Consider the following 23,220-nt stretch of genomic DNA (forward strand, 5'->3'; position numbering starts at 1 on the left):
GAAATCACAAAAAGTTAGGCCGGCCTCTAAAAATGAACGGCAGAACCAACATTGAAAATAAAAAAATAAAATAAATAAGACCTCAGATGAAAAAACGAATTGTACTCATTGGAAACGGCATGACCGGCTACAAATTTTGCGAGAAATTTGCTGCATCGCCACTGGTTAAGGACTACGAGCTCCTTGTTTTCGGGGAAGAATTTCATCCCGCATACGACCGCGTTCACCTCACTTCGTACTACACCGGAACCATTCCCGAAGAATTACTCCTTGCTCCGGCTGGCTGGTATGCCGAGCATGGTATTGAACTGCGCACTCACGAACGGATTACCAGCGTCGATCGCGAAGCCAAAACAATTAGCTCCGCAAAAGAGCTGACCTATCATTACGACATTCTTGTATTGGCAACCGGTTCATCAGCCTTTGTTCCTCCAATTGAAGGAATTGAAAAGGAAGGCGTGTTTGTGTACCGTACCTTCGATGATATTGACCAAATCAAGAAATACATCCCGAGGGCTCAAAAAGCTGCAGTTATCGGTGGAGGTTTGTTGGGGCTGGAAGCAGCCAAAGCTGTTTTGGATGACGGATTACCCACCAGTATCGTCGAGTTCGCACCCCGGCTCATGCCCCGTCAGCTTGACCCGCAGGGAGCTGAAATTCTGAAGTCGAAGCTCGAAGAATTCAACCTGGAAGTTCTGCTCAATAAAAGCACCGAAAAGATTGTTGGAAATGGCTCCATTGAAGGGCTCAAATTCACAGATGGCAGCCAACTGGATGCTGACTTACTGGTGATCTCGGCGGGTATTCGTCCGCGTGACGAGCTCGCCAAACAAGCCGGGCTGGAAGTGCACCAGCGTGGCGGGATTGTCGTGAACAGCAAAATGGAAACTGCCGATCCCTGCATTTTTGCTATTGGCGAATGTGTGGTGGTTCACAACATGGTATGGGGGCTGGTAGCACCCTGCTACGAGATGGCCGAAGTGCTGGTTAAAAACATTGGTGGCGGCTCAGCCGAGTTTTTGGGCTTCGACCTGTCATCGAAGTTAAAATTGATTGGCACCGATGTCGCCAGTTTTGGTGATGCGCTTTCATCGGAAATCGGCATGAAAACAATCGTGTACGAAAATAAAGCCCGCGGTGTGTACAAACGCCTCAACCTTTCGGCTGACGGCAAATACCTACTGGGTGGGATCCTCGTTGGTGAAGCCGAGGAATACAACATGCTGAAGCAGGTGGTGAACAACAAAATGGTTCTTCCTGAAAACCCGGAAGACTTTATTTTGGGAGCCCGCGGTGGTGAAGGTGGTGCTGGAATCAGCGTAGGCGATTTGCCCGACAGCGCAATCATCTGTTCGTGCGAGAATATCAGCAAAGGGCAGATTTTGAATGCCATTGAAAAAGATGGCTGTGAAGCTGTACCACTCATTAAAAAGTGTACCAAAGCAGGTACCGGCTGCGGCGGATGTATGCCAATGCTCGACGATCTGCTGACACACTACATGAAATCTCAGGGTCGCGAAGTGCGCAAAACCATCTGTGAACACTTCGATTACACCCGTCAGGAATTGTATGACCTGATTAAGGTCAATGAAATCAAAAGCTTTCCCGATTTGATTAAAGCGCATGGCAAGGGCTCAGGCTGTGAGATATGCAAGCCTGTAACTGCCTCTCTGTTAGCCAGCATATGGAATGAAGTGATCGTGAAACACGATACCATACAGGATACCAACGACCGTTTCCTGGCAAACATACAGCAACGCGGTGTGTACTCCGTCGTCCCTCGTATTCCTGGTGGCGAGATCACTCCTGATAAATTAATCGTCATCGGGCAGGTCGCTAAAAAATACGACCTCTACACCAAAATCACCGGCGGCCAGCGGATCGACTTGTTTGGCGCTCGTGTCGACCAACTTCCAAGTATTTGGGAAGAGTTGATTGATGCCGGGTTCGAAAGTGGTCATGCTTACGGGAAATCATTGCGGACAGTGAAAAGCTGTGTGGGTTCAACCTGGTGTCGCTACGGAATGGACGATTCCGTAAGCTTTGCTGTTGAAGTTGAAAACCGCTACAAAGGTTTGCGTTCGCCGCACAAGTTAAAAGGTGGCGTTTCCGGTTGTGTTCGTGAATGCGCCGAGGCAAAAAGTAAAGACTTTGGAATTATCGCAACCGATAAAGGCTGGAACCTCTTTGTTTGCGGTAATGGTGGAGCCAACCCGCGCCATGCCGACCTGCTGGCTTCCGATCTCGACAAGGAAACCTGCGTCAAATACCTCGACCGTTTCCTGATGTTCTACATTAAAACAGCCGGGCCACTGGTTAGAACTGCCAAATGGTTATCAGAGCTGGAAGGAGGCTTGGGCTACCTGAAAGATGTAATTGTAAAAGACTCTTTGGGAATAGGCGAAAAGCTGGAAATGGAAATGGAAGAACTCATTTCTCATTACCAGTGCGAGTGGACCACCGTGGTTCGCAACCCGGAAATGCGTGCGAAATTCCGTCACTTCGTTAACTCCGATCAAATCGACGAAAATATCAAGTATGTACCTATGCGTGGACAAAAAATCCCCGCCAAAGCATAAGCAATATGGAAACACAAATAGTAACAGCAGTAAAAGAATGGATTAAGGCCGCAGCCATTGAAAACTTTCCCGAAAACGGGGGCGCTGCGGTGTTAATCAATGGGGAACAAATTGCCGTCTTCAACTTTACAAACGAAGGAAGATGGTATGCCACCCAAAACCGTTGTCCGCACAAAGGTGAAATGGCCATTTCGCGCGGACTAACCGGCGATGCTGACGGTCATCCGAAAGTAGCCTGTCCTTTTCACAAAAGATCATTCTCGTTGGAAGACGGCAAGTGCCTGACAGACGAACAATATCAATTGAAAACATATCCCGTAAAAGTAGAGGACGGCTTTGTATTTATTGGCATCGAGTAATTTTTCAATTATCTTGGCGCTTCTTCAATTTATAGTGAACCATGAATCGAAAATATTTACCCATATCGCTTGATATTACCAACCAGAAAATCCTCATTATCGGAGCAGGAGAAAGTGCTTACAAAAAAGGACTGATCCTAAAACGATTTGATGCTGACATTGAGTTTGTCGCTCTTGAAATTTGTGACGAAATCAAAAACAGCGGCTGGCCTTATAAGCAAAAGGCTTACGAGGCGGATGATCTGGATGGTTACATCATGGTGTACAGCTGCTCGAACAACCAAAAACTGGATTGCCAAATTCGACGCGAAGCCAAGCAAAAAGGGGTTTTATGCAACATTCATGACAAACCGAAAATGTGCCAGTATGTCTCTCCGGCAGTCTATCAATATAAAAACATGACTGTGGCCGTAGCTTCCAACGGGAAAGATGTGTATAAGTCCATCAAACTGCGGAACTACTTGAGAGATCATTTGGATCAGCACATGGAGGAAATTCTCGATTTCACGAAAAAAGGAGAAGATTAAGCTTAAGAAGACAATGAAAATGACACACCTGATATCGATTGTTGGCGCAGGTCCGGGCGACCCCGAGCTGTTGACGATGAAAGCATATAAACGCCTTCGCGAAGCGGATGCGGTCATGTACGACGCCCTGCATGGTTACGAAATTCTGAAAATTGCCCGCGAGGATGCTGAAATGATCTATGCGGGGAAGTTTCAGGGCGACGGACAAAATCAACAGGAACGTCAGGAATCGATTCACGAAAAGATGGCTGAGCTGGCAGCGGAAGGGAAAAAAGTAGTTCGTTTGAAAGCCGGTGACCCGATGATTTTCGGGCGTGGTGCCGAGGAAATCCGCTTTTGCAAATCGCGTGGACTTACCTACGAAGTGATCCCGGGAATAACGGCAGGAGTTGCCGCTTCGGGAATGCTGGAGGTTCCGCTTACCGAGCGCCGGAAAAGCCCGATGATCTTATTTTATACCGGCCACCGAACGGATGATTCACTAACAAACATCGAAAGTGTCATTCATGTGTTGAAAGGCGGTGGAACTGTTTCCGTTTATATGGGACTGCAAAATATCGGTATTCTGGCACAGCAGATTTTGGCATCCGGAATCGATCCGGGAATGCCGGTGCAGATCATGAGCCATGTCTCTCAACCAGGTCAATCGCTTTTGAGCTGCACCATCGGAACAATTGAACAAGACTTGTTGGAAAAAAAGCCGCTGACGCCTGCCATTCTCTTTATTGGGAAATATGCCGAGCCAATCGCGTAAGCGATCTCTTATAAAAAGCTATTCAAACTGAAATAAAATTCAAACCCAAGGTATTTTAACCTCCCAACAGGAAGAATTAAAATCATGATAAGACATCGTATTGATTGTTTGAGTTGCGCAAATACTGATTGCCTGATCAAAAAGCACAGCAAAGATCCGGGCATAGAACCCTATTTGGCTAAAAAGGTGTCCATCCCTTGTCGCAAAAGCCAGAATATTATTATTGAAGGCTCTCCAATCCATGGCCTTTATTTTGTGTATTCCGGTAAAGTAAAGGTGTTGACAACAGGCATAAACGGACGCGAACAGATTTTGCGATTAGCCAAGGAGGGAGAAATGTTGGGACAACGAGGTTTTAATACCCACCAATACTACCCTATTGGCGCCTCGGCTCTTGAAGACAGCATCGTCTGTAATTTTCCGTTGGATGTGATGAAAGAGATGTTGCTAAATATTCCGCAACTGGCTTACGACTTTATTTCATTTTATGCCGAAGAATTACACCGAAGCGAAACCAAAGTGCGCATGTTTGCTCACATGACTGTTCGGGAGAAAGTAATCGACGCACTGATGTACATTAACCGAAAATTCGGGCAAAAAAAGAGCTATATCAACCTGGCCCTAAGTCGCAAAGAAATAGCTGATTTCGCCGGAACAACCGAAGAACAGGTCATTCGGGTTCTTTCCACCTTAAAAAAAGAAGGTCTGATTCTGCTCTCCGGTAAAAAAATCGGCGTTCCTGATACCGACCTCCTTAAAAAGGAAATCGCAGAACATCACTACTACATTCAAAGTTAACTCCGCTTTGTACGTCCTCCGGAGACGTTGATACCCCCGCGCTCCATCTACTACAAAATCCTGTTTCCCGGATCCATTCACAATCGTTTTCTGCACGAATTAGCTGAATCGCGTTCACCTCTTTCCATCCGATTCCTTCATTTAAGAATATGCATTCGGCCGTCAACGAAACCGATAGCCTGCTAATTCCCCACAAATCCATCAAATCACCACTCAAATTCTCCCTCCTTTTCACCCTAAAATAAGACATTAGGATGTCCTAATCTTACGAATTAAGACTCCAACCGACTCATCACCGCTTCAACACAAAAACAACAAACAACTCTATTACAATACTTTGAAATACAAATACTGCTTTTTAGCAGGTTTTATACTACCATATCATTGCTCCCTTTCTGTTAAAAAAGCTATTTAAGACATTCATATCCCATATTATAATTGTCTGCACGGACATACTTTTACAATATCGAATTACATAACCCAAACAGTTGTCGAAATTCGAAACTGGCATGCAAGATTAAGCCCGATTAAAAATGAATGTTGAAAACATGCCAACTCGAACAACAATTAAAATTTAAACTCTTATCGTATGAAAACCTTATTTGCTCTTATTTTGCTTCTATGTACAGCTGGTGCAAGCTATGCACAATTTACTCTCGAAGGACAATTTCGTCCGCGCACTGAACTCCGAAACGGATTTAAAAAACCTATTCTTCCCAGTCAGGAACCGGCTTTCTTCACCGAGCAACGCAGCCGATTGATTGCCGGTTACAAAACAGAAAAGTTCGGTGTCAAATTTTCGATTCAGGATGTTCGCATCTGGGGCGAAACCGGACAGATTAATAAATCAGATCAATTGCTAAGTGCTCATGAAGCTTACGGTGAATATTACGCTTCAGACAAGTCAACCTTCAGAATTGGTCGTCAGGAAGTGATTTACGACGGACACCGTTTATTTGGAAGCCTCGACTGGGCTGCACAAGGGCGTTCGCTGGATGCACTTCGCTATTTATATAAAGATGACAAAGGCAACCAGTTTGACGTAATGGCTGCCTGGAACCAGGAAGGTTATGGCGACGGCACCCCCGAACCGGCCAAACTTGTTGGCAACGACTACTACATTGCCGGCGGTGGTGGCACCAACCGCATTTTCAACCTGACCATCCCGAAAGCCCAGTTCATGGGCTATTACAAGAAGACCTTCAAATCCGGCGACATCGCTTTCATGGTGCTGGATGATCTATACAACGCAAACGATTCAACAAGCGAAAAATACAGTAATGTAACCGTTGGTGTTACGCCAAACTTCAGCTCCGGCAAACTGAAATTCGGTGGCCAGTTTTACTTCACCGGTGGAGCGGCAGGAAAATCGTATGCAGCCGGAAGCTATGAAAATATTGACTTGAGTGGTTATATGGTAAATGCTTACATCCAACATACCGGAATTGCCGGTGCTCCGCTATTGGGTGTCGATTACCTGAGTGGTGATGATGAATCAACCTCTGACAAAGTAGAAGGCTGGTCGCCAAAGTACGGTACCAACCACAAATTCTATGGTTTCATGGACTATTTCTACGTTGGAAACGGGCACGGTGGTGCTGACGCCAAAAGCGCCGGTTTGTTGGACATTTACCTGAAAACCACATTCAAACTAAGTGACAAAGCAAAACTGCTTGGACACCTACACTATTTCGCCTCAACAGAGGAACGCACCAATGCGACCAGCGGCGAAAGCTTCAAAGGTTTCCTGGGAACCGAATTAGACTTGGTTTTCAACTACGCTCTGGCCAAAGGAGTTAATCTGGGGGTAGGATACTCGCAAATTTTCGGCACCTCGGACACGATGAAACAGCTGAAATACGACAACCCCGATATCGAAATCGGCAATATGCAAAGCTGGGCCTGGGTTATGATTGCATTCACTCCCAAATTTCTGTAAAACAAAATATTAGCCGATCAACATCTTGAAACATCAAAGTTCACGCAAACAACAAAAACGAAATATCATGTTAAAATTCAACAAAATTCAAACTCCCTTTTTAGCGCTTGCTATTGCACTTCTGCTTCAGTCGTGCGGAGGTTCGGGCAAAAAAGCGGCAAGCACAACAACAGACGCTCCCAAATCTACTTTGTTAATTGAAAAGCCACAGCTGACATTCGGCTTTATCAAATTGACCGACATGGCACCTTTGGCCATCGCTAAAGAACTGGGTTACTTTGAAGACGAAGGTCTTTTTGTAACCATTGAAGCCCAATCGAACTGGAAAAACGTGCTCGACCGCGTGATTGATGGTGAGCTGGATGGCTCGCATATGTTGGCCGGTCAGCCAATTGCCGCGAACGCCGGATTTGGACGCCAGGCTAGTTTGGTTACGCCGTTCTCAATGGACCTCAACGGAAACGGCATTACCGTATCCAACGCAATTTGGGATAAAATGAAGTTGAATGTTCCCAAAGACAGCGAAGGACAACCAACTCATCCGATTAAAGCTGACGCGCTGAAACCGGTCATAGAAGAATATAAAGCAAACGGCAACCCGTTTAAAATGGGAATGGTTTTCCCGGTTTCAACCCACAACTACGAGATTCGTTACTGGCTGGCTGCAGCCGGAATCAACCCGGGAATGTACACATCCGATAATATTCAGGGACAAGTTGATGCCGATGTCCTATTGTCTGTAACGCCACCGCCACAAATGCCGGCAACTCTTGAAGCCGGAACGATTTACGGTTACTGCGTTGGTGAACCGTGGAACCAGCAAGCAGTGTTCAAACAAATTGGAGTACCGGTAGTCACGAACTACGAAATCTGGAAAAACAACCCGGAGAAAGTATTTGTGATGACTCAGAAATTCATCGACGAGAACCCAAACACCGCAGTAGCCGTTACCAAAGCGCTGATTCGTGCCGGGAAATGGCTTGATGATCCGTCAAACCGTCCGGCAGCTGTTGGAATCCTATCAAAGTCAGATTATGTTGGAGCCGACTCAATCGTCATTGCCAACTCAATGACCGGAACCTTTGAATTTGAAAAAGGTGACAAACGTTCGTTGCCCGATTTCAACGTGTTCTACCGCTACAATGCGACGTACCCATTCTACTCTGATGCAGTTTGGTTCCTGACTCAAATGCGCCGCTGGGGACAAATTCCTGAAGCCAAAAGCGACGACTGGTACCTGGAAACAGCGAAGAAAGTGTACAAACCTGAAATCTGGCTGAAAGCAGCTAAATTACTGGTTGAAGAAGGAAAAATACCTGCTACTGACATCCCTGAAACAGATGGTTTCAAACCCGTAACAACCGACTTTATCGACGGCGTTCAATACGATGGCAAAAAGCCGAACGACTACCTCACCAAGTTCGAAATTGGCAATAAAGATATTTAGCTACGTGGATTTCTAAATTCATACCCCTCATCAAAACCGCTTTTTAGTTGGTGAACTTCAGAAAGATACAGCAATCCGGATTTTCAAGCTGTATCTTTCATTTCACCGGCTCTCCAATTTTATCTCAGCAAATACATCAGTAACCAACTTTAAAAAGACATTTCAATCATGGGAAAAGCAATTATAGCCTCATTCAAATGGCTCGGATTCGGCTTTCTGGATCCCTTAGTAAAACTTTTTCAAGGCGTTGAACCGAAGAAAAACGGTGGACTCCTGTTAAAAAAGGTCATCATCCCCATTCTCTCAGTCCTGATATTTCTGGCCGTTTGTAACTTTTTCTCGCAGTATTTATACAATGTTGAACGCGAGCGAAAAATAGAAAACACCCGTGCAACACAAGGCGAAGAAGCCGCTTTGACAATGCAGGAATGTATTGACTCCGGTGACCTTAGTTGCAAACCAAACTCCCTGCCCTCTCCCGGCGATGTGTGGCACGCAGCACAAACACTCATTGCCGACCACCGACTGATTAGTGCCGACAAAGAGGCATTCAAAGAAAAGACAGCAGCAATCAATGCACAACGCGAGAAGCAAGGCTTGGAGGCCATTCGCTACACGGGCCGCCCTTCTTTTGTTGACCAGATTTTCACCAGTCTCGAAACTGTATTTGCAGGCTTCCTGCTTGCTGCCTTCCTGGCAATTCCGGCAGGTATCGTACTCGGCTTAAGCGAAACACTTCGCTCATCCCTGAACTGGGTCATCCAGATTTTCAAACCGGTATCGCCGGTGGTTTGGCTGTTACTGGTTTCTATGGTCGTAAAAACCATTTTGGCCAGTGCCGATATGGACAAATCGTTTGTCATCTCCTTCATCAGTGTCGGTCTGTGTAGTATGTGGGCAACGCTGGTGAATACATCTGTTGGAGTTTCATCGGTTGATAAAGATTACCTGAATGTGTCGCGCGTGCTGCGTTTGGGAGTAATGAGCAATGTATTCAAAGTCATTCTCCCCTCCTCTGTCCCATTAATTTTCACTGGTCTTCGAATCACCCTTTCCGTTGCCTGGATGGTTTTGATTGCCATTGAACTTTTGGCGCAAAGTCCAGGTTTGGGTTCGTTCGTTTGGGAAGAATTCCAGAACGGAGCAAACGACTCAAATGCTAAAATCATTGTTGCCATGTTTGTCATCGGCGGTATTGGTTTTGCGCTCGACCGCATCATGATGCTGGTACAAAAAGCTGTAAGTTTTGAAAGCAAAGCGTAATTGATAATCAAGTAAAAAAGAAATTATGGCTGCATTCCTAGAACTTCGAAATGTATCGAAAAGTTACGGACAAGGCGCCCATCGCGTTGACGTCCTCAAAAATATAAACCTCACCATTGAAGAGGGTGAATTTATCGCTATCGTCGGCTTTACAGGCAGTGGTAAAACAACGCTCATCAGCCTGATCGCCGGCTTGATTCAACCCGACGAAGGTGAAATTTGGCTGAAGGGAAAGAAAATTACCGCCCCCGGTCCTGATCGCGGCGTAGTCTTTCAAAACTACTCCCTACTCCCTTGGTTGAGCGTTTCCGGCAATGTGGACATGGCTGTGAAACAGGTCTTCCCCAAAATGAATAAAACGGAACGTGAAGAACATGTCGCCCGTTACATCAGCATGGTAAACCTGACCCCGGCTTTACACAAAAAGCCAACGGAACTATCAGGGGGTATGCGTCAGCGGGTCTCAGTTGCCCGGGCATTGGCGATGGATCCCGAGATTCTGTTGCTGGATGAACCCCTTAGCGCTCTGGATGCCTTGACACGTGGCTCGCTTCAAATTGAAATTGAACGCATCTGGCGGGAATCGAAGAAAACCATTCTGCTGATCACCAACGATGTGGATGAAGGCATCTTATTGGCCGACCGGGTTATCCCGTTGACACCGGGACCGAAAGCAACTCTGGGGACCGAATTCCCGATTGGGTTTAAACGACCACGTGATAAAGCGGCCATCAATGCCGACCCGAATTTCAAGAAAGAACGAAACGGCATTAACAATTACCTGATGGAAATTGGCAAGCATCGCTCGGCAACCAACAACCGGAAGTACGATCTCCCCTATGTAGACCCGATTCTTCCACCGTTAAAATCACTTATTTAAGTTCAAAATCAGTACGACCATGGAAGTATTAACAGAAGAAAAAATAATGTTGGAATGCCGGAATCTCAAAAAGGCATATCCCACTCCCAAAGGCGATTTTGTGGTTTTGGAAGGCTTCAACCTGGAAGTCAAGGAGAAAGAGTTTGTTTCAATAATCGGCCACTCAGGTTGTGGTAAGTCAACCTTATTGACGATGATTGCCGGGCTCAATGACATCAGCAAAGGCTCCGTTTTGGTGAGCGATGCTCCCATTGAAGGTGCAGGCCCCGACCGGGCAGTCGTCTTCCAATCGCCAAGCCTGTTCCCCTGGATGACAGCGCTGGAAAACGTATTGATTGGCGTGAAGCAGGTTTTCCCGCACGCAACGACCAATCAGCGAAACGAAATTTGTAAATATTACCTGAGTAAAGTTGGACTGGCCGATTCGTTTAACAAGAAAGCCAGAGACTTATCGCAGGGGATGAAGCAACGTGTTGGGATTGCCCGGGCATTTGCTTTAAAGCCAAAAGTTTTATTACTTGATGAACCATTCGGGATGCTCGATTCCATGACCCGGGTCGAGCTGCAGGACGTGCTCATTGATGTTTGGTCGAAAGAAAAAATTACCGCGATTATGGTCACGCATGATGTTGATGAAGCTATTTTCTTGTCCGACCGGGTAATCATGATGACTTCGGGGCCTTATGCCAAGGTAGGCGATGTCGCCCACATCAAGCTGGAGCGTCCTCGTGAACGAAAAACCGTCATTGAACATCCCGACTTTTACAAATACCGCCAGCATCTGCTGACATTTTTGGATCATTAATTAAAGACTATGCAAGCAAATAATTACGGTTGCTTAACGTGTGACAACACCAATTGCCTGATTAAAAAACATATTGACAAAGAAGCTGTTCAGGAATACCTTGGCCGAAAAAACACCTTCAACTGTAACCAGGGACAACAGTTCATTCTGGAAGGGGCACCCGTAAACGGACTCTACTTTATTTACAGCGGGGCGGTAAAAGTTTACCGGCAAACAGCGACCAAAGAATCACAGATTATCCGTTTCTCCAGAAATGGTGAAATCGTTGGTCATCGTGGATTCGGTACAAACTATGTGTACGACATCAGCGCAGCTGCGCTGTCAGATACCATTTTGTGCAATTTTACCTCGGACGTGCTGATTGAAATGCTGCATAAAGCGCCGGAACTGATGTTCGACTTTATGCTGTTTTATGCCGACCAACTGCAAAAAAGCGAGGCCAATGCCAAGCGGTTCGGACAAATGACTGTTCGCGAAAAGGTAATCAACGGGCTTTTATTTATTGAAAGCAAGTTTGGACAAAAAGACGGTTACATCAATATGATTTTATCGCGTCGCGACATTGCCGACTTTGCCGGCACTTCGGCCGACCAGGTGATTCGAGTTATTTCAGCCTTGAAAAAAGAAGGACTTTTGATTGCAAAAGGAAAGAAACTTGGCATCCCCGATCTTCAGATTTTTGCTGAACAACTGCAGGAGAGAAGTTATTTCCTTGAGGGTTAAACTGTAACTTTAGATAATTCAACAAATGAAAAGGAGTGTAATTGCACTCCTTTTCTATTTTCAATAAAAACCGACTCACCAACCCTTAATAAATCAAGACATTAAAGTCTCTTTCTCCCACTGACGATCCCGTTAACAAAAATTAAACCAACATTGGCTGCTTCCTTCTAAAAGAAATCTGTACTTTTGCGGCGCTCATAGCAAAAAAACGAAACATGGACGAAGGCCCGTATCATAAGAAATTTTCAATATTAACCTCGCTGTAGGGGGCCTGGCCAAATAATGTCCTCCTGCAGATAAAAACAAAAGGAGGAAAGCACATGTTAAAAATCTTCAAGAGCTTCGGCGGATACCTTGAAATTCCGCACGCAGAGAAAGATTGTTGGATCAATGTCGTTCAACCATCACCATCCGAAATTCAACGATTACAAGAAGAATTTAATGTTCCTCCCGATTTAATCCGGGATATTTTAGATACAGACGAACGCCCGCGTTACGAAATTGACGACGAGTGGTCTTTGATTATTTTACGCATCCCGGTTGAAAGTACACATAATGGTGTTCCGTTTAATACGCTTCCCCTGGGGATTATTACTATCGATGGCGTAACCATTACTTTGTGCTCGACTCCCAACGAAGTTTTACCACTTGAGCAAGCGGCACTGTATCGTGGACAAAACCAACTAATCCACGATGAAGTCAATTTTATCATCAAGCTGTTCCTCCGTTCCGGCACCACATATTTACGCTACCTGAAACAGATTAATCAGCAAACTGCGAGAATTGAGGATGAGCTGGAACGTTCCATTCAAAATAAAGAGCTGAACAAGCTGCTCAAAATGGAGAAATGCCTGGTTTACTTCATCACTTCGCTGAAAGCAAACGAAATTGTTTTGGCCCGATTGCGCAACAACCTGAAACGCAACCTGAACGAAGTAAATGAAGATTTACTGGAAGATGCCATCATTGAAAACAAACAGGCATTGGAGATGTCACAAATTTACTCCGATATCCAAAGTGGTATGATGGATGCTTTTGCCTCAGTGATCTCCAACAACCTGAACGTGGTCATGAAGCAGTTGGCATCGATCTCCATCATTCTGATGATCCCAACCTTGATTGCCAGTTTATACGGAATGAACGTTCCCAACGGACTGGAAGGATGGAGCTGGGCCTTCCCGTTGATTTTAGTCATCTCAATATCATTGGCGGGCTTAGGTGTCTTTATTTTCCGCAAGAAAGATTTATTCTAAATACTGTAAAGCCCTGGAATTAAAAGCTTCAGGGCTTTATTATATTTATGAGTCCACTGGATAAAACCAGCATGCTTCCTTTGACTAAAATTTGGATCCGCGTAATCTCCACTTCTCAGTTCCTCTGGCCGGACGGGTCTATACTTTCCCGTTCGATGAAAAGTATACAAAAATCTTGTCAAAACGAACACTCTCCCTGGCGTTTTGACGGCCAACGCGCAAGCTCCGATCAACCGAGTGGTTTTCACCGCTCTTCGTTTTCTTTGGAAAGTTTATCCGGACTTAATTCCCTATTGCCTTTAGGTTTACACCTTCCTCACTCTGTAGTGAAACCACAATAATAAATCCTGTCCACAAGAACAGCCCAACATCTTTCCAATTATTCATTGCTATAATAAAAAAGACACGATCGACTACTTCAACCGGACCAAATAGCGTTTCTCCATTTTACCGGCCCGTGTTTTCGGGTTAATGAATTTCATCGAAATACGCGACATACTGCGGTGGTCCATCTCGGATATCAACTCATAAGGAACATTCATCCGATCCAACGAAGCTAAGCCCTCAGTACTGGTGTACAACCAATCTCCCTGTGGTAAGTTGGCCTCCCGGAAATCACCTTCAGTAATCAAATAGCGTCCATAGTTATCGGCGTAGAAAAAGATTCCCCAATAACGGGCCTGCTCGCTGTAAATATTCAATTTCGCGTTGCTGTCGGCTGTCGCATTAAACCGTTCGCAAGCCACCAAAGGCGAATGGTATTTCGCCAGGTTCGGCAAAATGTGGGCATTCAAGGTGAACATGAAAATGGATATGGCCAAAAACAAACTGGTTAATTGCCGGTGCAAGGTATTCTTCCAGCTGATGGAGTAAAGGAAGAAACCGGTCAACACGACCACGACAAACCAAACCCAGATTTTCGCATTCGGGAAATAGTAAAGCAGGAAAGGGAAAACCAGAGCTACGAAAACGATCCCAACGAACAAGTGAATCCAGGAAATGACCTTTTTCAGTGTTCTGAAGTTAGTCGTTTCATAAATCAACAGCGCCCAGCGGGCTCCCAACAAGAGGATCAGCGGCAACACAGCCATTTCGTAATGCGGATTCTTCTGCTTGGCAATGGAAGCGATAATCAGGTAAAACAACAAGCCGCCAAGCGTGAAGTATTCATTGTCTGCCGGAAGATTCTTACGGTTCAGGATCTTTTCACGCAGCTGCATAAAAAGTCCAACGAAGCCAAAAATCATCCATGGGGCAATCATATACAAGGTGGTGTGGATATAAAAGAAGGGATCGGAGTTGGTGCCGTGATAGCTTCCGGTTACACGTCCCACATTATTGGTCCAGAAATAGAACTTAATCCCCTCGAGCCCGAAATGTTGAAACAAACCAATCAAAGCAGGGAGAATGATTAGCCCAACCAACGGAATAGCAATCAGCCACCGGTAGTTGAAAATACCTTTAAAGTTGCGCGTCAGCAGCAGATGGGTGCCAACAGCCGCCCCGGGAATCACCATCCCCACAGGGCCTTTGGTGAGCATTGCCAAACCGACAAACACCACGCCCAGATAGAAATTCAGCTCCCGCTTGAGCTTAAAATAAGCAGCAAACTGCCAAATAGCCAGCATCACCGGAACAACCAGCAAAGTATCGGTATGGATGTCGCTGTTAAAATGAATGAACCCCAGGCTGGTGATCCAAAAGAAAGCAGCCACTTGACCGGTGCGACGATTATACAATAAGTCGCCCAATTTGAACGTCGCAAAAGCGCCGATCAGCGAAATCAAAAGAATGCTGGCTTTATAGATCACACCCGATTTCCCGAAGAGGGAAAAGACGGAAGCGCCAATCCAAAACAAAAGCGGTGGTTTTTGCTCGTAAGGCTCATGACCGATGGTCATGTTAACCCAATCGTGGTTATGCAGGATCTCGCGCCCCACCTGGGCATACTTGGCGGCATTGACCACCAATGGGGTAAACATCCCCGAAATATTCACCAACAAACAAACAATAATCAAAGGCAACAGCCAGGCCAGTCTTTTCATGTGTTTATTATTCCTATTTAATTTCGTGCTATTTGCGAATCAGCGCGTGCTTTTTCAAGTCAAACGTTAAGGCATGAAACCCGGCCAAATAATTATGTTTGTGCTTGATGTGCTTATCCCGCATGGCTTGTTCCATATTAAAGTTGATACGCCTTGCTGCAAAGGTAAAATTTAAGTCCAAAAATCAGCTGTTCTCCAACAATACCAAAAGCATACGGGCTTAAAAAATCGTTTCTAAAACGAGAAGAACTAGCGATTAATTATGAATTGGCTTCGGGATTTTATACTACTTTTGCTGCGTAATTGAATTTTAACAGACCTGAAACAACAATTTAATTTGGTCGTTTGGGTTCTTCTGATAAAAAATAAAAGGCTATGAATAACTTAAGAAAAATCACGAAACTGGAGTACATCTTATTTGTCATCCTTTTTCTTTTTTCGGGCTATGGGCTCTATCTGGCAAAAACAGATTTAAATGCTTTTGGGATATTCACACAGGAGGACGGCTTAGTCGAAAACCTAACGTCTTTATTCCTGTTTGGAGCGTCTATGGTAAGTCTCTACCGGGTTGCACAGTTCCGGAAAGCGAAAAAACCGGGCTTGTGGGTTTTTACGGCTGCCATGCTTGCCTTCCTGTTTTTCTTTGCTGCCGGCGAAGAGATCAGCTGGGGACAACGCATTTTCGGTATTCAATCGAGCGAATTCTTTTTGGAACACAACAAGCAAGCAGAAACCAATCTGCACAACCTAATTGTAGATGGCACCAACATCAATAAGCTCATTTTCTCGCAGCTGCTATTTGTCGTGATGCTGGTGTACTTCTTGTTTATGCGTGTGCTGGTGAAGAAAGTCGCCTTTATTCGCAATCTCGAATGGCGATTCAATGTGCCGCTCCCAAGAATTCAACATATCGTTGGCATGCTTTTGCTGGCAGGACTGATTGCCCTGATTAACCTGGCCAAACAAGCTGAATTGCTAGAGATGGCCTTTGCATTTATCTTTTTTATGATTTTCCTGAACCCGGCCGAAGTTGAACAACCAACTTGTCCGCTGGAATAACACCCGGTCTCCGAACATCGGGCTAAACCAAACAAGCCGATCTGCTGCAGCTAGCAACAGATCGGCTTGTTTTTGTTTGCAAGGCTTTGGTCGCAACTAAACCTTATCCTTATACCATTCATATTTGCCACCTTGAGCATGATCAAACGTCTTGCTCATCAGACTGGCTATTTCATCTTCGGTCATGGGTTCAAAATTACGGGTAATCTCCAGGTTGTGCCGCAGGTGCTCCAGGTTGTTCATGCCCGAAACAACGGTCGAAACCGGTAAGGTCATGCTAAAGCGCAAACATTCTTCTATAGTGGCGATTCCCTCTTTTACTATGGCCCCCGAAGCGACCGACTTCATGCCAATAATCCCGATATTTCGTTCCACGAGCATCGGTATAATCTCCTGCGAAAAACTCAGGTAATGATGATCCAGCACATTTAACGGCATTTGAACGGTTTCCCACTCAAAGCCTTTTTCAATCATCGCTTTATGAATTTCCGGCCGGCTGTGCCCGGTAAACCCAATGTGGCGGATCACACCTTCAGCCTTTTTCTTTTGCACATACTCGAGAACGCCGCTCGAATAAATCTTCTCAACCGAGTCCATGCTTTCTATTTCGTGGAACTGCCACAAATCGAGGTAATCGGTTTGCAAGCGCTTCAGGCTGGCTTCCAGGTGCTCTTCTGCGGTTTTGATATCACGGCCGTGATGCTTGGTCATCAAAATCGCTTTCTCCCGATAGCCACCCAACAGGGCTTTGCCCATCAGCGTTTCACTGCGACCATCATTATAATGCCAGGCATTATCCAGGAAATTAACACCACTGTCCAGCGCCTCACGGATAAGCTTCACCGATGTTTCATCACTGATAAACCGATCGCCGATGTGATAGCCCCCCACACCAATCAACGAAACATCCAAACCGGTTTTACCCAGTCGCCGGTAAGGGATTCCATCTTTCTTGAAAGACGATGCCAGACCAATCACAGACATGCTCGCCATCGCTGCAGCTGTGTTTCTGATAAATTCGCGACGTTTCATACGCTTTTTCTTTTCAATAACAGCAGGTCTATATTTTTGTTTCAGAAGCGGTTAATAAATTCAGCGGCAGTTGATCGAAGGGCCAACAGACCGCTCTGCAGAAAGAGCGACCGGTCCAATCCAAAATCCGGAAAGCGTCTGGCTAGTCTCCCCAACAACAGTCAGCAAGCTGGCCGCCACTCATTACAAACAAGCAACACCACACTAACAGACAAGTACTTATACTTTTAAAACTGATTTATTTTTCGTAACTTCTTTAGCTAATCAAAAATCTTAAATCATGAAAAAAGCTGTTGGTTTTATCGCCCTGTTTATCCTTTTTGCAGGATTGAGCAGCATGAGTAGCTATGCACAGGAAGAAGCTCCTGCCAGATTCATCGTTTTCGAAGACTTCGTTTCCCCATCCGACATGCCTGCCTATTGGGAAGCACAAACCGAAGCGTGTGAGCTTTGGGCTAAACACAAGCTTGATATTCCGGTTTATGCCTACCTGAACGATGAGAATGTCTTTTACTGGGTCATTCCGATTAAAAACTTCGCCTCCATCGATGACTTGTATGCGAAATTCATGGGCCTTCATCAAGCGATGATCGATGAAGATGATTTTAATGCCGACGAAGCCTTTGCCGACTTGTACACTGGCCGTCAATCGGTTATTCAATGGGATAAAGAACTTTCCTACCACGCTGCCAAAACCGGAGAAGAACAACCCGATAAACCCTTTGCTGAATGGATGTTTTGCCAGGTAAGAGCCGGACATGAACAAGATTTTGATGCAGCCATTAAAGCGTATGTCGATTACTACAAAAATATCGGTTCAGACTACGAATGGGATGTTTACAAAACCTTACTGGGACCCGATACGCCAACCTATATCATTATGGTTCGGGCAGAAGATGAGGTTGCCATGCGAACCATCGAGAAAGAACTGAATGATAAATACAAAGACGATTTTGAGGAATTGTGGCAACAGTTCTCGAAACAACTGCGGTCTTACGAAACCAAGAAAGGTTGGTTCTTACCCAAACTGTCCAACATGCCTGCAGACTAAAGGGTACCTATATGCGCTGAAAGCGCAAGTAAATGATCCGGTCTTTTTAATAACGATCGGATCATTTGTTACCGGCGACGACACAAAGCCCGCCGGTAGCTTATGGAGCATTGACTTTTAGCTTAGCTCATCGTTAGCAAGTAGATGATCCCGATCACAATCCGGTAATAGCCGAAATGCTTGAAGCCGTAGTTCTCTACGATTTTAAGGAAAATCTTCACCGCAAACCAGGCACTGATAAATGCGCAAACAAGTCCGACTGAGAGCAACAGAATTTCGTTGTTCTCAAACTTCACCGGTGTTTTAATTAAATCGTAGCCGGTTGCCGCAAACATGGTTGGGATAGCTAAAAGGAAGGAAAATTCAGTTGCCTGCTTTTTGTCTAAGCGGTTAAAAACCCCACCGATAATCGTAGCCGCAGCTCTCGATGTACCGGGCACCATCGACAGGCACTGCATCAATCCAATATAAAAAGCATTTTTGTACGGAATCTTCTCCAGGCTCTCCGTCTGTGTCTTTTGGTTGACAACCTTTTTATCGATCCAGATTAAGACGATTCCACCAATAATCAACGACAGGGCAACGACCGTCGAATTAAACAGGTAAGCCTTAATAAAATCGTAAGCCAGAAAACCAACAACCGCCGTTGGCAGAAAGGCAACGAGCAGCTTGATATAAATATCGATATTTTGAAAGAAGCGTTGGATATACATTAACGCAATGGCCATAATGGCCCCCAGCTGAATGGATATTTCAAACGTCTTGACGAAAGTATCGTCCTGAATCTTCATAATACTTGACGCCAAAATCATATGACCTGTCGACGATACCGGAAGAAATTCTGTAATCCCTTCGATCACAGAGAGAATTATAGCTTGGATAATATTCATTTACCTGATTTCATTTATTCAAAAATAGAAAGATTATCATGCTGCAAAACACTTTTATGCCCAATCTAACAGAAACTTAATAGAACAAGCTGCCTAAACCCCTTGCTGGCAGCCTCCCCTCACACGCTTAACAATAAGCTAACATTTAAAAGGGATCCGATCTTTTGAAAAGATCGGATCCCTCACCGTCTAAATAATCCCGAAGGGATTGAACCGTTCATCGCCCTCAATGCAATTGGGTGAATTTGGCTTTAGGTAAAACACAACCCTGATAGGGGTTGAACTCCTTCTGAGTTGCAAGCCGAATGGCTTTGCATCAAAAAGATATTTTCTTCACGAGGCATCCCCTTCGGCCTCCAGCAAAAAAGCCCAGCGGGCTGACAGCAACAGCATGGGGCATCGCCAGATGTTGACCGAAACAAAATCCTGCTCTCTTTTCAATATATCGTCCTCAGGCCGGACAGGCCTATACTTTTCCATTCGATGAAAAGTATACCAAAATCTTGTCAAAACGAACCCTCCCCCGGGCGTTTTGACGGCCAACGCACACGCTCCGATAAGCAACTGCGATAACCTGCATTATTTGAGTTGTCTCATCTGCATACTGACTCTTCCCTCTCCCATGGCAGCAGACAGGGACTATAATGTCGAGGCCATTATTAGGGTGAGTTGACAAAGTAGATTGGACACACCTGTTTCTCCGGTGGTGATGAATAGTCAACTCCTTCGGAGTTGCAAGCCGAATCGCTTTGCATCAAAAAGATATTTTCTCCACGAGGCATCCCCTTCGGCCTCCAGCAAAAAAGCCCAACGGGCTGACAGCAACAGCATGGGGCATCGCCAGATGTTGACCGAAACAAAATCCTGCTCTCTTTTCAATATATCGTCCTCAGGCCGGACAGGCCAATACTTTTCCATTCGATGAAAAGTATACCAAAATCTTGTCAAAACGCCCCCTCCCCCGGGCGTTTTGACGGCCAACGCACACGCTCCGATAAGCAACTGCGATAACCTGCATTATTTGAGTTGTCTCATCTGCATACTGACTCTTCCCTCTCCCCTGGCAGCAGACAGGGACAATAATGTCGTGGCCATTATTAGGGTGAGTTGACAAAGTAGATTGGACACACCTGTTTCTCCGGTGGTGATGAATAGTCAACTCCTTCGGAGTTGCAAGCCGTATCGCTTTGCATCAAAAAGATATTTTCTTCACGAGGCATCCCCTTCGGCCTCCAGCAAAAAAGCCCAGCGGGCTGACAGCAACAGCATGGGGCAACACCCCATGTCAGAGATCAATTTCAAGCTGTTCGACACGAACGACCTGTTGCAAAGGATAAACAAGTGGTCCAAACTGATTGAAGACAGCCACATCGGTCGCATCGCTACCATAGCCCAAGGCGACATAGCCGCCCTTTGAGCCGCTTTGAGTGGCATCGAACGTATACCAGCGCCCACCAACATAGGCTTCAAACCAGGCATGCAAATCCATCGGCTGCAATTGATTCAGATAGCCAACAACCATCCGTGCCGGAATGCTGAGACTTCGACACAAGGCAATACCCAGATGTGCCAAATCCCGACAGACTCCCGCTTGTCTCTGGTTCACTTCCACAGCCGAAATGGGAAAGCCACAATTCCCGGGAATATAACTGATCGTCTCATGTATCCATGCTTCGATTGCTGCGACCTGATCATAGCCCGGCAGCCGGTTAGCAGTAACCGACATCGCTAACTCGTTAAAATGATCCGATTCGCAATATCGACTGGGCAACAGGTAACTTAAAACAGCATCCGGCAGATACTGAATTTCAACAAACGGTGCTCCCGGGTTAACGTCCACCAAATCGGCGGTATAAACATCAGCCGTGGTGCGTATGCTAAAGTTTCCGGGAGGGCCAATCAGCCGCTGACAAAGATTTCCGTATACATCCGTGTGCTCTGTTACTGTAACCATGGGTGAAATTTTATATTCTTCCCGTGCAATCCACTGTTGCGCACCACTGCGAGGACGTAACATTAAAATGAAAGGCGTGGGCACTTCCAATTCAAACATCAGGTAACAACTTACTCGTAACCACATAACTAAATCCTATTTTGTCGGTAAAATGAAAATATTACAACAGCTAAAATCCAAGGGATAAAGGATTACAGCACCATCGTAACTAAAGGTATGCTATTTGACTGAGATTGGCACTCTTGATTAACCGCCTGGATTTGGAGAAAAGTAATCTGTCTCTTGGTTGAGCGCCACGGAAACGAGCGAATAAATGAGTTCTAAGCCAACCAGAAGTATAAATTACTTGTTTATTGACTATTGACCCATGGTCGAACGAATAAAAAGGAACATGAAAACGCGAAACTTATCTAAAATCAGGATCTACAGAATCAAATGCCAGGGATTTTCCGGTTACACCGATGAGGCTGTTTCTCAATTGGCCTTTGCCAACAAATTCCCGGTAGTCATTTGCGCTACGTTGCTGGCCATTGGTGTTTCCCTTGCCAGCATTCCCATTTTATCGTTCTTGCTGCTCATATCGTTTCTGTCGCTTGTTCTACCCTATAACCCGTTTGATTACCTCTACAATTACGGGGTCCGAAAAGTGATCGGTAAACCCTTTTTACCTCCCCGGTCCAGGCAATTTAAGTTTGCCTGTACGCTGGCAACCCTGTGGATCGGCTTGCATATCTTCCTGTTTGCGATGGGACATACCACTGCCGGATACATTTCCGGCGCGTTGATGTTTTGCGTTCCTTTCCTGGTAGCCACCATTGATCTGTGTATTCCATCAATGATCTACAACTACCTGTTCAAGGTGAAGATCCAATAGTCAGGTACATTCATTTCTAAAGAAGCAGGAAATACGGCACCGCATAGCGGTGCGGCTGTTAAATGATCTTTTGTACTAAATCCAAACTGGCAGCTACTTGCTTCCTGCAGCCGATAAAATGCCTGCCTGACTCTGACTGGTAATCAAAGAAGGCAGCCGCTGTATGTAGCTTAATTGGACTTGCAACGTATAAGCACCCAAATAAATAATACCCCGTTAATCCATACAGCCGATGAAACATCTTTTCACCTTGATGCTTGCAGTGCTATTGGGAATGAATACCGCACTCGCGCAAACCGACCCCATTGATGAAATACCACGCCAGCGTTATGGAATTGATATTTCATTTTGCTTTGTGTCAGCTTTTCCGCAAAGTGAGTTCGACGCAAACTTCGGACAAAACATCTTGCCCGGTCTTAATTTCGATTTCAGTTTTACACCAGCCCAAACACTGCCATTCTGGAAGATGGGACTCCAGGTCGAAATGCTTTTCAGCCGTTCTCAAAAAGATAATTGGGACGACATCAAACTGAAAACAAGAACCGATTTCATCAGCGTCAACCTGCTACACCGGCTAATGCCAATCCGACAAATGAACGTGAAGCCATTCTTCGAATTCGCCTTCGGAATAAACACGAGCTACACCTTGTCGCACTATAGAAGTAAATCCGGCGGATTCATCGACTGGATCCTGGATGACTATTACGGCGATAATATGGTCACCGTCAAGGATCACGACGATATCAGCAAAAACATCAGTGTTGGCGCCGGTCTGATCATTCGTAAAAACGTGCTCGTTTCGCTGAAGTACAACTATGCTGCAGACATGAAGTATGTGAGTCCGCATAGCATCACGGTGCAGGGCAACGATGTGATCTACAACTATTACAACTCGCCAATAACATTGCTTTCGATATCACTGGGCCTTACTTTGAACACCCGTCAGGTACAAAGACAATAAAACACGAAAAAACTCCGATTCGGTTAG

21 protein-coding genes are annotated in these 23,220 nt (G+C 45.4%); 16 read left to right on the forward strand and 5 right to left on the reverse strand.

Going from position 1 to position 23,220, the window contains the following annotated elements; all coding sequences use genetic code 11:
• Positions 1 to 86: 86 nt before the first annotated feature.
• From nirB to GJV22_RS13710, 12 genes are all read left to right on the forward strand, one after another.
• Positions 87 to 2,579: a nitrite reductase large subunit NirB gene (gene nirB, locus GJV22_RS13655; protein ID WP_163714448.1), complete on the forward strand. Its 2,493-nt coding sequence runs from the start codon at positions 87 to 89 to the stop codon at positions 2,577 to 2,579.
• A gap of 5 nt (positions 2,580 to 2,584) precedes the next feature.
• Positions 2,585 to 2,938: a nitrite reductase small subunit NirD gene (gene nirD / locus GJV22_RS13660; RefSeq protein ID WP_163714451.1), complete on the forward strand. Its 354-nt coding sequence runs from the start codon at positions 2,585 to 2,587 to the stop codon at positions 2,936 to 2,938.
• A gap of 41 nt (positions 2,939 to 2,979) precedes the next feature.
• A complete protein-coding gene (locus GJV22_RS13665; protein ID WP_163714453.1) occupies positions 2,980 to 3,465 on the forward strand; it encodes a precorrin-2 dehydrogenase/sirohydrochlorin ferrochelatase family protein in 486 nt (161 codons plus the stop codon).
• Positions 3,466 to 3,484: 19 nt separating this feature from the next.
• Positions 3,485 to 4,219, forward strand: a complete 735-nt coding sequence (cobA, locus tag GJV22_RS13670) for a uroporphyrinogen-III C-methyltransferase (RefSeq protein WP_163714456.1) — start codon at positions 3,485 to 3,487, stop codon at positions 4,217 to 4,219.
• A gap of 84 nt (positions 4,220 to 4,303) precedes the next feature.
• The gene (locus tag GJV22_RS13675; RefSeq protein ID WP_163714459.1) at positions 4,304 to 5,017 is read left to right on the forward strand and encodes a Crp/Fnr family transcriptional regulator; all 714 of its coding nucleotides are present in this window, start codon (positions 4,304 to 4,306) and stop codon (positions 5,015 to 5,017) included.
• Between the two features lie 589 nt (positions 5,018 to 5,606).
• Positions 5,607 to 6,956 carry an alginate export family protein gene (locus GJV22_RS13680; protein WP_163714462.1) on the forward strand — a complete coding sequence of 450 codons (1,350 nt, stop codon included), beginning with the start codon at positions 5,607 to 5,609 and terminating at the stop codon, positions 6,954 to 6,956.
• A gap of 67 nt (positions 6,957 to 7,023) precedes the next feature.
• Entirely contained in the window at positions 7,024 to 8,403 is a 1,380-nt protein-coding gene (locus GJV22_RS13685; RefSeq protein WP_163714465.1) for a CmpA/NrtA family ABC transporter substrate-binding protein, read from the forward strand.
• Between the two features lie 168 nt (positions 8,404 to 8,571).
• A complete protein-coding gene (locus GJV22_RS13690; protein WP_163714469.1) occupies positions 8,572 to 9,666 on the forward strand; it encodes an ABC transporter permease in 1,095 nt (364 codons plus the stop codon).
• A gap of 25 nt (positions 9,667 to 9,691) precedes the next feature.
• Positions 9,692 to 10,546 (forward strand): ABC transporter ATP-binding protein, encoded by an 855-nt coding sequence (locus tag GJV22_RS13695; RefSeq protein WP_163714471.1) that lies wholly within the window; start codon positions 9,692 to 9,694, stop codon positions 10,544 to 10,546.
• 19 nt (positions 10,547 to 10,565) lie between these two features.
• The gene (locus GJV22_RS13700) at positions 10,566 to 11,351 is read left to right on the forward strand and encodes an ABC transporter ATP-binding protein (protein WP_163714476.1); all 786 of its coding nucleotides are present in this window, start codon (positions 10,566 to 10,568) and stop codon (positions 11,349 to 11,351) included.
• Positions 11,352 to 11,360: 9 nt separating this feature from the next.
• On the forward strand, positions 11,361 to 12,074 hold the full coding sequence (locus GJV22_RS13705) for a Crp/Fnr family transcriptional regulator (RefSeq protein WP_163714480.1): 714 nt from the start codon (positions 11,361 to 11,363) through the stop codon (positions 12,072 to 12,074).
• A 320-nt stretch (positions 12,075 to 12,394) separates the two neighbouring features.
• On the forward strand, positions 12,395 to 13,327 hold the full coding sequence (locus GJV22_RS13710) for a magnesium transporter CorA family protein (protein ID WP_163714483.1): 933 nt from the start codon (positions 12,395 to 12,397) through the stop codon (positions 13,325 to 13,327).
• Between the two features lie 413 nt (positions 13,328 to 13,740).
• Here GJV22_RS13710 and GJV22_RS13715 read toward each other — a convergent pair whose 3' ends face one another.
• Positions 13,741 to 15,372 (reverse strand): ArnT family glycosyltransferase, encoded by a 1,632-nt coding sequence (locus GJV22_RS13715; protein WP_163714486.1) that lies wholly within the window; start codon positions 15,370 to 15,372, stop codon positions 13,741 to 13,743.
• A gap of 375 nt (positions 15,373 to 15,747) precedes the next feature.
• Here GJV22_RS13715 and GJV22_RS13720 point away from each other — a divergent pair, with 375 nt between their 5' ends.
• Positions 15,748 to 16,431 carry a hypothetical protein gene (locus GJV22_RS13720; protein WP_163714489.1) on the forward strand — a complete coding sequence of 228 codons (684 nt, stop codon included), beginning with the start codon at positions 15,748 to 15,750 and terminating at the stop codon, positions 16,429 to 16,431.
• A 96-nt stretch (positions 16,432 to 16,527) separates the two neighbouring features.
• On the opposite strand, the gene GJV22_RS13725 is transcribed toward GJV22_RS13720, so the two are convergent.
• Complete coding sequence (locus GJV22_RS13725; protein WP_163714492.1) at positions 16,528 to 17,463, reverse strand: aldo/keto reductase; 936 nt, start codon at positions 17,461 to 17,463, stop codon at positions 16,528 to 16,530.
• A gap of 280 nt (positions 17,464 to 17,743) precedes the next feature.
• Here GJV22_RS13725 and GJV22_RS13730 point away from each other — a divergent pair, with 280 nt between their 5' ends.
• Positions 17,744 to 18,514: a hypothetical protein gene (locus tag GJV22_RS13730; RefSeq protein WP_163714495.1), complete on the forward strand. Its 771-nt coding sequence runs from the start codon at positions 17,744 to 17,746 to the stop codon at positions 18,512 to 18,514.
• A 122-nt stretch (positions 18,515 to 18,636) separates the two neighbouring features.
• On the opposite strand, the gene GJV22_RS13735 is transcribed toward GJV22_RS13730, so the two are convergent.
• The 3 genes from GJV22_RS13735 to GJV22_RS13745 all read right to left on the reverse strand — a co-directional run bounded on the left by GJV22_RS13735 (position 18,637) and on the right by GJV22_RS13745 (position 21,484).
• Positions 18,637 to 19,404 carry an undecaprenyl-diphosphate phosphatase gene (locus tag GJV22_RS13735; RefSeq protein WP_163714498.1) on the reverse strand — a complete coding sequence of 256 codons (768 nt, stop codon included), beginning with the start codon at positions 19,402 to 19,404 and terminating at the stop codon, positions 18,637 to 18,639.
• A 333-nt stretch (positions 19,405 to 19,737) separates the two neighbouring features.
• Positions 19,738 to 19,884 (reverse strand): hypothetical protein, encoded by a 147-nt coding sequence (locus GJV22_RS13740; RefSeq protein ID WP_163714501.1) that lies wholly within the window; start codon positions 19,882 to 19,884, stop codon positions 19,738 to 19,740.
• Positions 19,885 to 20,689: 805 nt separating this feature from the next.
• Positions 20,690 to 21,484 (reverse strand): transglutaminase domain-containing protein, encoded by a 795-nt coding sequence (locus GJV22_RS13745; protein ID WP_163714505.1) that lies wholly within the window; start codon positions 21,482 to 21,484, stop codon positions 20,690 to 20,692.
• 265 nt (positions 21,485 to 21,749) lie between these two features.
• Here GJV22_RS13745 and GJV22_RS13750 point away from each other — a divergent pair, with 265 nt between their 5' ends.
• Together GJV22_RS13750 and GJV22_RS13755 are read left to right on the forward strand one after the other, a co-directional pair.
• Entirely contained in the window at positions 21,750 to 22,232 is a 483-nt protein-coding gene (locus tag GJV22_RS13750; RefSeq protein WP_163714507.1) for a DUF4395 family protein, read from the forward strand.
• Positions 22,233 to 22,464: 232 nt separating this feature from the next.
• Positions 22,465 to 23,193 (forward strand): porin family protein, encoded by a 729-nt coding sequence (locus GJV22_RS13755; protein ID WP_163714510.1) that lies wholly within the window; start codon positions 22,465 to 22,467, stop codon positions 23,191 to 23,193.
• The last annotated feature ends 27 nt before the right edge of the window (positions 23,194 to 23,220 follow it).

The organism is Mangrovibacterium lignilyticum (genome assembly GCF_010882175.1).
In the GTDB taxonomy this organism is placed as follows: domain Bacteria; phylum Bacteroidota; class Bacteroidia; order Bacteroidales; family Prolixibacteraceae; genus Mangrovibacterium; species Mangrovibacterium lignilyticum.

What these genes read in the sequence shown, in the direction of transcription:
- nirB (WP_163714448.1), top strand. Translation starts at nt 87, where the DNA reads ATGAAAAAACGAATTGTACTCATTGGAAACGGCATGACCGGCTACAAA.
- nirD (WP_163714451.1), top strand. Translation starts at nt 2,585, where the DNA reads ATGGAAACACAAATAGTAACAGCAGTAAAAGAATGGATTAAGGCCGCA.
- GJV22_RS13665 (WP_163714453.1), top strand. Translation starts at nt 2,980, where the DNA reads ATGAATCGAAAATATTTACCCATATCGCTTGATATTACCAACCAGAAA.
- cobA (WP_163714456.1), top strand. Translation starts at nt 3,485, where the DNA reads ATGACACACCTGATATCGATTGTTGGCGCAGGTCCGGGCGACCCCGAG.
- GJV22_RS13675 (WP_163714459.1), top strand. Translation starts at nt 4,304, where the DNA reads ATGATAAGACATCGTATTGATTGTTTGAGTTGCGCAAATACTGATTGC.
- GJV22_RS13680 (WP_163714462.1), top strand. Translation starts at nt 5,607, where the DNA reads ATGAAAACCTTATTTGCTCTTATTTTGCTTCTATGTACAGCTGGTGCA.
- GJV22_RS13685 (WP_163714465.1), top strand. Translation starts at nt 7,024, where the DNA reads ATGTTAAAATTCAACAAAATTCAAACTCCCTTTTTAGCGCTTGCTATT.
- GJV22_RS13690 (WP_163714469.1), top strand. Translation starts at nt 8,572, where the DNA reads ATGGGAAAAGCAATTATAGCCTCATTCAAATGGCTCGGATTCGGCTTT.
- GJV22_RS13695 (WP_163714471.1), top strand. Translation starts at nt 9,692, where the DNA reads ATGGCTGCATTCCTAGAACTTCGAAATGTATCGAAAAGTTACGGACAA.
- GJV22_RS13700 (WP_163714476.1), top strand. Translation starts at nt 10,566, where the DNA reads ATGGAAGTATTAACAGAAGAAAAAATAATGTTGGAATGCCGGAATCTC.
- GJV22_RS13705 (WP_163714480.1), top strand. Translation starts at nt 11,361, where the DNA reads ATGCAAGCAAATAATTACGGTTGCTTAACGTGTGACAACACCAATTGC.
- GJV22_RS13710 (WP_163714483.1), top strand. Translation starts at nt 12,395, where the DNA reads ATGTTAAAAATCTTCAAGAGCTTCGGCGGATACCTTGAAATTCCGCAC.
- GJV22_RS13715 (WP_163714486.1), bottom strand. Translation starts at nt 15,372, where the DNA reads ATGAAAAGACTGGCCTGGCTGTTGCCTTTGATTATTGTTTGTTTGTTG.
- GJV22_RS13720 (WP_163714489.1), top strand. Translation starts at nt 15,748, where the DNA reads ATGAATAACTTAAGAAAAATCACGAAACTGGAGTACATCTTATTTGTC.
- GJV22_RS13725 (WP_163714492.1), bottom strand. Translation starts at nt 17,463, where the DNA reads ATGAAACGTCGCGAATTTATCAGAAACACAGCTGCAGCGATGGCGAGC.
- GJV22_RS13730 (WP_163714495.1), top strand. Translation starts at nt 17,744, where the DNA reads ATGAAAAAAGCTGTTGGTTTTATCGCCCTGTTTATCCTTTTTGCAGGA.
- GJV22_RS13735 (WP_163714498.1), bottom strand. Translation starts at nt 19,404, where the DNA reads ATGAATATTATCCAAGCTATAATTCTCTCTGTGATCGAAGGGATTACA.
- GJV22_RS13740 (WP_163714501.1), bottom strand. Translation starts at nt 19,884, where the DNA reads ATGGAAAAGTATAGGCCTGTCCGGCCTGAGGACGATATATTGAAAAGA.
- GJV22_RS13745 (WP_163714505.1), bottom strand. Translation starts at nt 21,484, where the DNA reads ATGTGGTTACGAGTAAGTTGTTACCTGATGTTTGAATTGGAAGTGCCC.
- GJV22_RS13750 (WP_163714507.1), top strand. Translation starts at nt 21,750, where the DNA reads ATGAAAACGCGAAACTTATCTAAAATCAGGATCTACAGAATCAAATGC.
- GJV22_RS13755 (WP_163714510.1), top strand. Translation starts at nt 22,465, where the DNA reads ATGAAACATCTTTTCACCTTGATGCTTGCAGTGCTATTGGGAATGAAT.